Origin of the sequence: Peribacillus sp. NPDC076916, assembly GCF_050269675.1 — a bacterium.
GTDB lineage: Bacteria > Bacillota > Bacilli > Bacillales > DSM-1321 > Peribacillus > Peribacillus aracenensis.
The window spans coordinates 36,670-49,024 of the sequence record NZ_JBNNIU010000009.1 but is presented as its reverse complement, the minus strand read 5'-3'; the positions used below and the strand labels follow the sequence as shown (position 1 = coordinate 49,024).

Here is a 12,355-nt window from a genome sequence, read left to right as displayed (position 1 = left end):
CGAAATACCTGTATTTGTAATTACTGGTGGACAAGAAAATCGAATTATGCCTGAGGAAGTTCGAAAAAACGATTTGAGAATCAATTGGAATTACTTTCATTGTCACAAAACAGCAAACACATCATCGCTGAAAAAAGTAGACATTTTCCACAATTATCAGGACCCGCCATAGTGGTTGACGTAATAAAAGATTGTGGGGAAGCAATAAATAAAATAAACCATCAACAATAAATATTAAGCTTTTTGTTTGAGCATTATTGTTAATGTTGACTTTTTCTTAAATCTCTTAATCTCCTCCACCACTATTTTTATAGAGGGGTTATTCCCCATTAATTCCTGCTGATGCCTAAGTGAAAAAAAGCAGATAGCTTTTTCAAAAAATTCTCGTCCAATGGGAGAATGTCATAATATAAAAGGCCAAAAACACCTAATGGTGTGTATATTTTTGGAACGGCAGGCGAGATGAAGAATACTATATCTTTTGAAACTTCTTTAATCCGATAGTAATATGTACAAGCATTTGTTCTTGCTTAACATAAGATTAATAGAGGTGATAGAAATGGTGAAAGTATTTATTGATCCCGGCCATGGAGGTACGGATCCAGGATCGGTGGGGAATGGATTAAGAGAAAAGGATTTAACTTTATCCATTGCAACTCGAATTAAAGATATCTTATTAATAGAATATAATAATGTTTATGTAAAAATGAGCAGGACCCAAGATACGTACCCCTCCTTAAACGATCGTACGAATGCAGCGAACGCGTGGGGAGCGGACTTTTATCTCTCCATCCACATAAATGCCGGCGGCGGAACCGGGTACGAGGATTACATCTATACGTCCACTAACCAGGTCACGAAAACGTATCAAGATCATATTCATTCAGAGGTCATGAAGCTTATCAACATCCAAGACAGAGGACAAAAAACAGGAGATTTACATGTACTTCGTGAAACGGACATGCCTGCACTCCTGTCTGAAAATGGATTTATCGATAATGTCAATGACGCAGCCAAATTGAAAACGGCTTCCTTTATCGAATCACTCGCTCGCGGACATGTAAACGGTTTAGTTAAATGCTTCAATCTTACAAAGAAAAGTATAGCTGTATACCACACTGTCGTTAGTGGGGATACCGTATACTCCTTAAGCATCGTTTATGGCAGTACGGTTCAGCAAATTAAAGATTGGAACGGTCTTGACAGTCAGTACAACATTACGGTAAACCAGAAGTTGCGGGTTAAATGAATAATTAATAATTGATTGGTTAAATTATTTATAACTTCCAGAAGCACTCCACGCAGGAAGCCCTTCTCAAAAAGAGAGGGGCTTTTCCAGGTTCAAGAATATGTATGTAATGAAATCATCATGTACATTCGACTGTCCTGATTTGTCCATCACTTGGATAATAGTGGAGGGTGTGAAATGTAAGCTACGCTTTTTCATATAGACGGACACAAATTTAAATGGATTCTTTGTAGGCATATAAAAAGCACAAACCATAATGGCTTGTACCTAAAGTGTATCAGCAAATAACTGAATTGAATCTATGTATTGTTGCTCATTAACCCTTTATTTTCCTTTATGTAAAGTAACCCTCGAGATGGATATTAATCGTATATTTTAATGGCTTGAACCACTTTTCCTAAAATACGGACTCTATCATTTTTGATGTTATAGGTTTTGTCTTCATAAAAAGGATCCGTGCTGCAGGGAGTGAGTGTGATGTTTTCTTCATTGATATTCACTTTTTTGACTGTAGCATCGTGACCATTTACTAAAACCACACCAATTTTTCCGTTTTCAACGAAGTTCGTTTTTTCAACGAGAATCAATGATCCGTCACTGAATTCTTCGTTCATGCTATTGCCATTCACTCTAAGGAAAAAATATTCTTTATTCGATTTTAGCATCGAATTTAATGTCGGCATATAGGCTTCAATATATTCATTGGTAAAATGAGGATCTCCAGCAGGGATATTTCCGTAAACACCAATTAATCTTACATTCTTTTCATTTAGGAATTCCATTCCAGGATTATTTCTAACGGCAGGTGCTCCTTCAATCAGGTGGGATAGCGGTATTTCAAAGCATGTGGACATCATGCTCAATTTATCCATTAAAGGTTTATTCCTTCCGGATTCCCAGGCTGATACTGCTGTTGGGGCCACTTTTAAAATATTTGCCAAATCTTCTTGTGTCATTTTTCTTTCTTTTCTTAACATTTTAATCCGTTCACCAATGTGCATATTTCTTCACCTCTTACTTGAATATACACTATGAGTGAAAGTGAGTAAACTTAAAGAGCGTGAATTTTGCGAAAAGTTGTTGGAAACTATACTTCAAGTGTGGTATTATTTTTTTAGACAGGTGGTGACAAAGATATGACAAACATTAAATTCACACTTAAACAAGCGAGGAAGTATAAAGGATTGACTCAAGATGAAATGGCTAAAGTGCTGAAGATGGCCAAGAGGACTTACATTGACTATGAGCAATATAAGATTCCTTTGCGAATCGATAAGGCTTATTTATTTGCTGAATGTGTAGGATTCTCAATCGACGAGATCATTTTTTTTGACCCTCACCTACACTTCAAATGTAGTTGATAGTTCAAGTGTACCAGCGTTTCTTCAACAGACCGACCATTCGCAATGTAAAGTCCAATCAATACAATCCTAACTTCCGTGGGAGAAGATTCAAGGAATGATGGAAAGAAGGTGAACAAGGTGGAAAGGGAAGTTGCAGTAGGGGCTGCTGCCGTTAGCACATATTATATTGGAAGGTATTTCGTGGGGAGGCCATTGAGGATATTATCGTACACGACGGTGTTGTCAAATTGGATTTTCATTGAAATTATTGATTCGGTTCTCAGGATGAAATACGCGTATGCAGGAGGAAGAGGAGGAAGTATTTTTAAGGAATAAAAATCCAAACTTCTTGATGTTCCTTAATAAAAAGGCTGTATGCTGAAATATAAAATTGACGATTGAAATTGAGATCCCACTGAATGACAGCCAATTGCTGTGAAACACTTTTATTTACTTAATGTATAGGACGGATTTTCAAAACACCATGATTAGGAGCAATTGGACAATGGCAAATTCGAAGGAAAAGTTAATATGGATGAACAAGCCTTTATCCTTTGCAGGATAAAGGCTTGTTTTCATGCTTGTGAACTTGGGGCATTCCAATTTCCTCCGTAAGTTCGTATTCATAAAATGAAAAAGACTGCAAACCTAAATGAATTGAAAGCGAATCTTCATACTTTATCTCCATTTTTAATGAACTTCTTCTAGTTTATTTCTCCCATCTTTATGAGGATGGCAGGTAATGGTATGCAAAAGTACAATTATATAATAATGAAGGCTATGGAAGTCCTGGGAAGGGGGGGCATTGATAAAAGGATGAGTTCGAAAAAATACCATTTGGAGGAGATAACAATTGAAAAGGAATGTATTCAATTATGTCGTTTTTCTTGTCCTCATTCTAACGATATTAATTATGGCTAAGCCAGGCATTTCCTCAGCAGGGAAATTGAAGCCGCCCTCCGAAACCTTCAGTCCAGGGGATTGGTTTCTTGGAAGCATTCCTCCCAATCTTGACAAAGAGAAACCACCGATCGTGTTTGTACAAGGGAGAAACAGCAGTTCAACCAGCTGGTACGGTGAAACTGAATATCATGGGATCAATGATATGTATACCAAGGCGTATGAAGCAGGCTACCAAACGGTTTTTGTTCAGCTTCATGATTCGGCTGGAAATGGATCAGCGAGCCAATATGATAACGGAAGGCTTTTAGCTCAAATGCTTTCACAAATCAGTAACCATTTCGGGGGCGAAAAAGTAAATATTATAGCTCACAGCAAAGGGGGGACAGACACCCAAGCGGCTCTAGTACACTATGGAGCACACCAATATGTTGGAAGGGTGATCACTTTAGCTTCCCCTCATCATGGTTCATACCTTGCTGATTTGGCTTATAGCTGGTATGCGGGCTGGCTTGGTTCCCTATTAGGTCAAAAAGATGATGGAACTTATTCTTTACAAGTTGGTAAAATGGCGGAATTTCGTTCTGTCACGGATAACCATGTTAACTCTCGTAAAAACATGTATTTCACTGTGGCAGGTATGAACAGAGGCCCGGTTCTTTCAGCTTTATCAATGGGTGGACAATATTTATCTTCATATGGGGAAAATGATGGTCTAGTAAATGTTTGGAGTACAAAAATACCTTACGCAACACATTTATTTACGGATCCAAACTTTGATCACGACAATATCCGAGTCGGTTCAGCTGTATTTTCAAGAATTGAACCCTATTTAAGGAGTGCTACCACCGCTGGGATTCCTGGATTTAATGTCAATTATAAAGAACGAGTTGAAGATGATGTCATTACAACCGCACTTGCTCAAACCGTTATGGGTGATGCCCTGAAACAACATGTTTGGATTGAACAAAGTTTCCATGTAAATGAATCAGCCCCGGGTAATATAACCATATATACAGCCTCAGATGATGTCGAGGTTGAATTGATTTCTCCATCAAATAAAAAATATTCACCTTCCTTAATGGTTGATTCAGCCCAAAATGAAACTTCCTTTTTTAATGGTGCAACCATCCAGACATTCAATAGAAACAACCTCGAAATCGGTGACTGGAAGGTGCGAATGAAGAGTAAATCGCCAAAAGACGCCTACCTGTTCACAGCTCAATTTAACGAAAAGAATCCCATTACATTAAGTATGGCCGGAAAAGTTAAGGAAAAAGATGCAAAATTTTTAATAAAGAATCCAATGAATGATAAAAAAACGCCAAACAGCACAACTTTTTTGGTTCGCTTAGTAGATGAAACCGGTAATGAAATTAGTGGGAAAAGCTCAATTAAGGTACTGGAGACCGAAAATTTTACTGGCACCCTTCCAGAAGTGCCTAAGTCAGGTGTCTATAATGTAACTATTGATGTCAAGGAAAAAAATGTGGATGGCACTGAAAGAACCCGGACTCTGGTTCGTTCGGTCTATATCGAGAAATAGTGAAATGCCATCTTATTGAGAAGGTATCAAATTCGAAGGAAAGTCAGTTTGGGTACGTTTTTTTCTAAAAGAACATTCAGTTTTTTATTAAAAATCATAGTTCGGGATAAGTGCATTCCGAACTTCCTTTTTACCAATTAATACCTTTTGTTAATTGAAAAGGTATTTTGTGGGTAATGTATAATGGTATGGTTAACATGAGAGTTTTTGTGATTCAGCCAAAGTTAAGGTCGTAATTGTTAATTTAGATTTTAATTTAACGGATGTTCGATGGGGATAGAAGCCACTCGGGCTCGTGGCAATACAAGAGATTGATGAATTGAAACGAGACAACGGGTTTAATCTGTCTTTTGATAAGATTCTCTATAAGACAAAATACCTGTTTTAAGTGCAGCATAATTGCCAATGCTTGCATAGCCATAAAACCAGCCCATGAAAATCCCTGCAACCAAGTGATGACGATGACTGATGAAAATGGAAATGAACAAGCCAAGACCCAAAGCGATGGTAGGGATGAATTTTGGGCGAATATGAAACATGACCTTAATTAGTTGAGTAAGAATCATGATGATAGGAATGGCTATTACTGCATCCCAAAAGTTTGTATGGATGGTTGGGAAGTCCATAATTTCACCACCTTAAATAGAAGTTTTCAAAATTAATTTTTACTTTTTATCAAGGCTTTATACTATAATAAAAAAATTCATATTTAAAACTAATATATAAAAGGTTATGCAACCAGGTTTTGAAGATTTTCAGAGTTCAATTTTAAAGCCGTCAATCCATATAATTATATGGATTGACGGCTTTTTCTGGTTGGCCGCGGGAATGGTTTAAAACAACTCGGAAAGAGCCGACAATGAAGATAAACAGTAAAAAACGTCTATTAATGCGAAGATCTAATGAGCAAGGAAACATTTATTAAGGAGAATGCTCCTTATGCCCAGAAAATTCAAAAGGAATTAATATTTTACCATTGTTGTTATTGCATAAGCTTGCTTGGAGAGTGGATATGGGACAAGCTTATTAGCAAGTCAAGGAAAAAATATATTCGGTACAAAAGGTGACTTTAAGGGCGAGTCTGACATTATCCAAACAATCGAATACCTCACCGCTGTACCCGTTCAAGTATGGAACAAATTCAGGAAATACCCATCTTGGGAAGAAAGTCTTCGAGATCTTGCCAATCTATACGTAAACGGGACGTCATGGAATGGAAGTCTTAATTGTCAAAAAAAGGGATTCAGTCTCTGCTCTTGTAAAGCATATGTTCTACAATAGTACAGATTCAATAGTGAAATGGCTTGGGCGATCTTTACCTTATTAAAGTGAACCAAATATTAAGAATGAAATGGAATTTTTAACTGGCAACGGTATTTCAACACTCTCCTTTTTTTGAATGAGTTTCTTTCCAAAAGATGTAATATTCACATGAGAATAGATTCTATTAAAAAATATATTAAAACCTACTCTTCCATATGCATATTGAGAGAATTCGGGACATAAATTAAACAAACAAAAAAAAAGCGCGGTTAGCGCTTTTAGTGTATTTGTCTATATAAGCCTATTACTTTTCCAAGTATCGAAACATCTCGTAAAATAATTGGTTCCATATTTGAGTTCTCGGGCTGAAGCCTTATGTAATCCGGTTCCTTAAAGAATCGTTTTACAGTGGCTTCATCATCTTCCGTCATGGCCACGACGATATCTCCATTATTGGCATTGCTTTGTTGTTTCACGATGACATAGTCTCCATCATGAATTCCAGCTTCGATCATACTTTCACCCATGATTTCCAACATGAATACATGATCATCATGCGGAACCATGCTTTCGGGAAGCGGAAAGTATTCTTCTATGTTCTCGATGGCCGTTATAGGCATGCCCGCTGTTACTTTTCCAAGTAACGGAACGTTCACGACATTGGCTTTTGGAATATTGTTCGCTTCCTCCGAATTCATTATTTCAATGGCCCTTGGCTTGGTTGGGTCACGTCTGATCAGGCCTTTACTTTCCAGGCGGGATAAATGTCCGTGTACTGTTGAACTTGATGCAAGTCCCACTGCTTCGCCAATCTCCCGTACGGAAGGTGGATACCCTTTTTGGCGAACCTCTTCTTTAATGAAATCAAGAATATCTTGCTGCCGTTTTGATAGTTTAGTCATTAGTGCACCTCTTCCCCAATGTTCTTTGCTATATTATAGCATGGCCCCCAACTCTATACAAACATAAGTTCGAATTTTGTTGTTGACTGAAACAAACGTTCGTATTATAATTTGGTCATAACATACGAACGAACATTCGCTTTGGAGGGATATTTATGAAAAAATTATACAAAAATTATATTTATACGATTCTATTAGCGGGATCAGTATTTATCTTTTCAATTTTATTCTCTTGTACATTGAACAATGATCAAAAAAATGATTTCCTTTCTATAGAAGTAAGTGAAGGTGACACCCTATGGGGAATTGCCGAAGAATATGAAGAAGCAAATTTGACAAAAAAAGAATTCATTGGTTGGATAGAAGAGCATAATGGAGTAAGGGCAGATTCGATTAAACCTGGTCAAGTCATCGTCATACCGGTTAAAGGGGAAGAACTTGTCCAGAATTTGGCCAGTGACCAGTAAGCAGTGAAGGTAGGGTATTATGAAAGCGGTAATCTATTGTAGGGTCAGCACAGAAAAAGAGTCACAGGAAACATCATTGGCAAGGCAGGAAGATGAATTAGTCAAATTGGCAGAAAAGATGGATGTTGAAGTCATTTCCATAATAAAAGAACAGGCTAGTGGTTATGAGTTGAATAGGGATGGCATTTTTGACATGCTCGAACTATTTAAAACCAAAGAAGCTGAAGTACTATTAATCCAGGACGAAACGAGGCTGGGAAGAGGGAATGCCAAAATAGCCCTTTTCCATGTCATCCTTAAAGAAGATGTGAAAATTTATACGCTCTCACACGATGGCGAACTTGAGCTATCGGATTCGGATGCGATGGTCATCCAGATTGTCGGAATTGTAGAAGAATATCAAAGGAAACTACATAATCTAAAAATAAAGCGCGGGATGATAAGGGCCGTTGAAAAGGGGTATCGACCTCAAAAAAACCTTCAGAATCAAAGGAATTCCACCGGAAGGGACCGTAAGGAGATTCCTATAGAAGAAATCATTAAACTTCGGGCCAATGGATTGACATTTGCAGAGATCGCAGCAACTTTGAGGGGCTTTGGATACAATGTATCTAAGGCTACAGTGAACAGGCGTTTTCTCGAACATCAATTGAATACACTGGAAAGTCAATCATAGAACTTGTAATTTCGCTATTTTTTTAATACCATGACAATATCCGCAGATTATGAAGGAGCGAAATTATGTTATCAAAAGAAAAATTAGCCCGTATTAATGAACTTTCTAAAAAGGCAAAGGCTGAAGGTTTGACGGAAGTTGAGGCGAAAGAGCAAACCCAATTGAGAAGTGAGTATTTGGAAACATTCAGAAAGTCCATGACCAATACGTTGGAGCATGTGAAAGTCGTCGATCCAGAAGGTAATGACGTAACTCCTCAAAAGATAAAAAATATAAAAGAAAAAAGAAACTTACATTAATAATGCTTGGATTCTTCTGATGGAACATCCATTTGAAGATTCTATTAGCATTTAGGAGTAAAAAGAGAGTGCATTCATGTATGTATTCTCCTATTTAGTTTAATCTAAATAGGGGGCTTCTCTTATTTCTAGAAAATTGTAATATTGAGGCAGTAAATAGTGATTTTAGTTGTGATATTAAGCTTGTCACTATAATATAAAGAGGTACATTACAGGAAGGGATGTTTTTACGATATGTTAGATAAATTAGATGCACTTTCTATTAATACAATTCGTACATTATCGATTGATGCAATTGAAAAGGCTAATTCTGGCCATCCAGGTATGCCAATGGGTGCAGCGCCGATGGCGTATAAACTATGGACCGAATATATGAACCATAACCCGAAAAATCCAGAATGGTTTAATAGAGACCGCTTTGTTCTTTCTGCTGGTCATGGGTCTATGCTGTTATACAGCCTTCTTCATCTATCCGGCTATGGCTTATCTATCGATGATTTGAAAAGCTTCCGCCAATGGGGCAGTAAAACTCCAGGGCATCCTGAATACGGACATACGGCTGGTGTAGATGCAACTACTGGGCCGCTTGGACAAGGTATCGCAATGGCAGTCGGAATGGCAATGGCAGAACGTCACTTGGCAGAAAGCTATAACCGCGATTCTTATAATGTGGTCGATCATTATACATATAGCATTTGTGGAGATGGGGATTTAATGGAAGGTGTTTCTGCAGAAGCGGCTTCATTAGCTGGACATCTACAACTCGGAAGACTTGTTGTTTTATATGATTCTAATGATATTTCACTTGACGGAGACTTAAGTCAATCATTTAGTGAAAGCGTAGCAGACCGCTTCAAATCTTATGGATGGCAATATATTCGCGTTGAGGATGGGAACGATCTTCAGGAAATCGCCAAAGCGATTGAAGAAGCGAAAACTGACGATGCACGCCCAACATTAATCGAAGTGAAAACGGTTATTGGTTACGGTTCACCAAACCGTTCAGGTAAATCTGCTGTTCACGGAGCTCCGCTTGGTGCAGATGAGCTGAAATTGACAAAAGAAGCATATAAATGGACATTCGAAGAGGACTTCCATGTTCCGGAGGAAGTGTATTCACATTTCAATGAAGCTGTTGTTGATGCAGGCGCTCAAAAAGAAGAAGCTTGGAATGAGTTGTTTAAAAATTACAAAGAAGCGCATCCTGAGTTAGCAGAGCAATTGGAGCTTGCCATCAAAGGTGAACTGCCTGCTGAATGGGATCAGGAAATTCCGGTCTACGAAGAAGGTAAGACATTAGCTTCCCGTGCTTCAAGTGGGGAAGTACTAAATGCAATTGCCAAAAAGGTACCTAGCTTCATTGGCGGTTCTGCAGATTTAGCTGGATCGAATAATACTGCCATCAAAGGTGAGACAGATTTCTTACCTGGTAATTACAGTGGGCGTAATATATGGTTCGGTGTACGTGAATTTGCTATGGGTGCGGCTTTAAATGGAATGGCACTTCATGGTGGTTTAAAAGTATACGGAGGAACATTCTTTGTATTCTCTGATTATCTACGTCCAGCCATAAGAATGGCAGCACTAATGGGACTGCCGGTAAACTATGTGTTCACTCATGATAGCATTGCTGTAGGGGAAGACGGACCTACTCATGAGCCAATCGAACAATTAGCATCATTGCGTGCAATGCCTAACCTAGGGGTAATACGTCCAGCTGATGGCAATGAAACGGCAGCAGCCTGGAAAGTGGCAATGGAGTCTACAAATAAACCAACTGCACTTGTACTGACTCGTCAAGGATTGCCAACAATAAAAGACACTTCCGAAACTGCGTATGAAGGTGTTTCAAAAGGTGCTTACATCATCTCTGCTTCTAAGAAAGAAGTAGCTGATGCATTACTTCTTGCGACTGGTTCCGAAGTGAACTTGGCTGTGGAAGCACAGAAAGCTTTAGCGAACGAAGGAATTGATGTTTCGGTAATCAGTATGCCATCATGGGATCGATTTGAAACTCAATCTAAAGAATATAAACAAAGCGTAATAAATCCGGCAGTGAAAAAACGTCTAGCTATCGAAGTGGCTTCACCATTTGGCTGGGATCGTTATGCAGGTGATGAGGGTGAAATATTGGCCATCAATCATTTTGGAGCTTCTGCACCTGGCGGTAAAATCATGGAGGAATTCGGTTTCACTGTAGAAAATGTAGTTGCTCGAGTTAAGGAAATGATTAAATAATAGTAATGGGAACTGACACCAAATGTATTGGTGTCAGTTTTTTTTACTAAAAGCAATCCTATTTTAAATTGAATGTGTTCCAATTCGAAAGGAAATCTTCCATTCGACAAAAAAAGAAGAAAATTTCTCCAGTAAACAACATATCTTTTTAGTTTGTCAATATATAATGAGAATAAATAAATTTCGTTTAATTGTGTCAGTTAAAGGGGAAAGTCATCAATAGTGGAAAATAGTGGAGAGTGTCCTGGTGGTTAGTTGTTTTCGTGATCAAAATAGGAGAGCTAGGAGGCATTGGCTGATGAGAACCTATCAAATTTATTTAATCGAAGATGAATTTGCCCATCATTATTATGGAAGAGAAAAGCTATTTTTCAATTTGTTTTTGGAGTATATTCAAGCAAGGGGCAGACTGAAGAGTATTTTGCAAAAACAAATCGAATATGTCACCAAAACAGTCCCGATATACCAATTGCAGGTAGCTATTGAACAACGTTTGCAAAAAAAGATGAATTATTGGACTCAAAATGGAAAATACTATTTAGAAAAAACAAATGGAACAAGTAAAGCCGTTCTAATCATTCAAAATGAGTCCATTACTCTTAAAGCTGAAGGAGATTATGAAGCGGAGACCGCTTTCTTTGAAAGTATTCGAAAATATGAAGCGAGTTTTCTGGCAATTGATTTTGAACATGAAAAATACGGTTGGTTAAAACCGATAAAAGAAAGAAAATTTGTCTAAATGGGGGACTTTTCGGTAGCGGGTATTGTATAATAACCTTTGGTCTAGTACACTGATGTTAGACAACATGAAGGAGGAAATAGTATGTGGGTTTACATTCTAGTTGGCGTACTGGCATTGATTGCTGGAGTAGTGCTGGGATTTTTCATCGCTCGTAAATACATGATGGATTACTTAAAGAAAAATCCGCCAATTAACGAACAGATGTTGAAAATGATGATGATGCAAATGGGTATGAAACCATCCCAAAAGAAAATTAATCAAATGATGAGCGCCATGAATAAACAACAAACAAAATAAGATAGCATGAAACCTTGATATATCAATGTTCTTGGAAGATTGTATTCATAATTTTATATAATATCGAAATAGTTGATCCATTTAGACTGAATTTTTCCACCGATTTTATTTAAGATTTTGTTTTATCTTTCATTTATGTTTCTTAAGCCACTTTTTCTGAATGATTCAGTAAAGGTGGTTTTTGTTTTGGAATTGAAAGGAAAGTCCTCCTCGTTCTATGTGAGCGCTTTTTTATTTTGAAGGTAAAAACGCAAACTAAAAACAATACTTGCCCACACCTTCCATCTAAAGATGTATATACAGTATCAAGGAGGATGTTAATATGATAAATGATTTTGTCAAAAAATGCTTAGAGGATACTTGTAAAGGTATGGTTTCCTTTATGTGAACATACATTTGAACACAAAAGTGAATTTAAAGAGAACAAATAGGA

The 12,355-nt window shown here is 37.6% G+C and carries 14 protein-coding genes; 11 read left to right on the top strand and 3 right to left on the bottom strand.

Going from position 1 to position 12,355, the window contains the following annotated elements; genetic code table 11:
* Positions 1–559: 559 nt before the first annotated feature.
* Positions 560–1,249: an N-acetylmuramoyl-L-alanine amidase family protein gene (locus tag ACQKFG_RS21120; protein ID WP_427562473.1), complete on the top strand. Its 690-nt coding sequence runs from the start codon at positions 560–562 to the stop codon at positions 1,247–1,249.
* A 362-nt stretch (positions 1,250–1,611) separates the two neighbouring features.
* Here ACQKFG_RS21120 and ACQKFG_RS21115 read toward each other — a convergent pair whose 3' ends face one another.
* Positions 1,612–2,250: a LexA family protein gene (locus tag ACQKFG_RS21115; RefSeq protein ID WP_427562470.1), complete on the bottom strand. Its 639-nt coding sequence runs from the start codon at positions 2,248–2,250 to the stop codon at positions 1,612–1,614.
* 135 nt (positions 2,251–2,385) lie between these two features.
* On the opposite strand from ACQKFG_RS21115, the gene ACQKFG_RS21110 reads away from it, so the two are divergent.
* The 3 genes from ACQKFG_RS21110 to ACQKFG_RS21100 all read left to right on the top strand — a co-directional run bounded on the left by ACQKFG_RS21110 (position 2,386) and on the right by ACQKFG_RS21100 (position 5,038).
* A complete protein-coding gene (locus ACQKFG_RS21110) occupies positions 2,386–2,610 on the top strand; it encodes a helix-turn-helix transcriptional regulator (protein WP_427562467.1) in 225 nt (74 codons plus the stop codon).
* 120 nt (positions 2,611–2,730) lie between these two features.
* Positions 2,731–2,928: a hypothetical protein gene (locus tag ACQKFG_RS21105; RefSeq protein WP_427562464.1), complete on the top strand. Its 198-nt coding sequence runs from the start codon at positions 2,731–2,733 to the stop codon at positions 2,926–2,928.
* Positions 2,929–3,505: 577 nt separating this feature from the next.
* Positions 3,506–5,038, top strand: a complete 1,533-nt coding sequence (locus ACQKFG_RS21100; RefSeq protein WP_427562725.1) for an esterase/lipase family protein — start codon at positions 3,506–3,508, stop codon at positions 5,036–5,038.
* A gap of 338 nt (positions 5,039–5,376) precedes the next feature.
* Here ACQKFG_RS21100 and ACQKFG_RS21095 read toward each other — a convergent pair whose 3' ends face one another.
* Positions 5,377–5,664, bottom strand: a complete 288-nt coding sequence (locus ACQKFG_RS21095) for a hypothetical protein (protein WP_192204344.1) — start codon at positions 5,662–5,664, stop codon at positions 5,377–5,379.
* Positions 5,665–6,037: 373 nt separating this feature from the next.
* Between ACQKFG_RS21095 and ACQKFG_RS21090 the strand changes: the two genes are divergently transcribed.
* Complete coding sequence (locus ACQKFG_RS21090; protein ID WP_427562460.1) at positions 6,038–6,319, top strand: glucosaminidase domain-containing protein; 282 nt, start codon at positions 6,038–6,040, stop codon at positions 6,317–6,319.
* A 260-nt stretch (positions 6,320–6,579) separates the two neighbouring features.
* On the opposite strand, the gene lexA is transcribed toward ACQKFG_RS21090, so the two are convergent.
* Positions 6,580–7,203, bottom strand: coding sequence for a transcriptional repressor LexA (lexA, locus tag ACQKFG_RS21085; protein WP_098372919.1), 624 nt, complete (start codon positions 7,201–7,203; stop codon positions 6,580–6,582).
* A gap of 155 nt (positions 7,204–7,358) precedes the next feature.
* Between lexA and yneA the strand changes: the two genes are divergently transcribed.
* From yneA to ACQKFG_RS21055, 6 genes are all read left to right on the top strand, one after another.
* The gene (yneA, locus tag ACQKFG_RS21080; protein ID WP_427562456.1) at positions 7,359–7,670 is read left to right on the top strand and encodes a cell division suppressor protein YneA; all 312 of its coding nucleotides are present in this window, start codon (positions 7,359–7,361) and stop codon (positions 7,668–7,670) included.
* A gap of 19 nt (positions 7,671–7,689) precedes the next feature.
* Complete coding sequence (locus ACQKFG_RS21075; RefSeq protein WP_141995055.1) at positions 7,690–8,346, top strand: YneB family resolvase-like protein; 657 nt, start codon at positions 7,690–7,692, stop codon at positions 8,344–8,346.
* A 65-nt stretch (positions 8,347–8,411) separates the two neighbouring features.
* Positions 8,412–8,645 (top strand): DUF896 domain-containing protein, encoded by a 234-nt coding sequence (locus tag ACQKFG_RS21070; protein ID WP_076368840.1) that lies wholly within the window; start codon positions 8,412–8,414, stop codon positions 8,643–8,645.
* A 234-nt stretch (positions 8,646–8,879) separates the two neighbouring features.
* Positions 8,880–10,883: a transketolase gene (tkt, locus tag ACQKFG_RS21065; protein ID WP_192204347.1), complete on the top strand. Its 2,004-nt coding sequence runs from the start codon at positions 8,880–8,882 to the stop codon at positions 10,881–10,883.
* 298 nt (positions 10,884–11,181) lie between these two features.
* The gene (sirA, locus tag ACQKFG_RS21060; protein ID WP_192204348.1) at positions 11,182–11,622 is read left to right on the top strand and encodes a sporulation inhibitor of replication protein SirA; all 441 of its coding nucleotides are present in this window, start codon (positions 11,182–11,184) and stop codon (positions 11,620–11,622) included.
* 84 nt (positions 11,623–11,706) lie between these two features.
* Positions 11,707–11,922, top strand: coding sequence for a YneF family protein (locus tag ACQKFG_RS21055; protein ID WP_034312934.1), 216 nt, complete (start codon positions 11,707–11,709; stop codon positions 11,920–11,922).
* Positions 11,923–12,355: the final 433 nt, after the last annotated feature.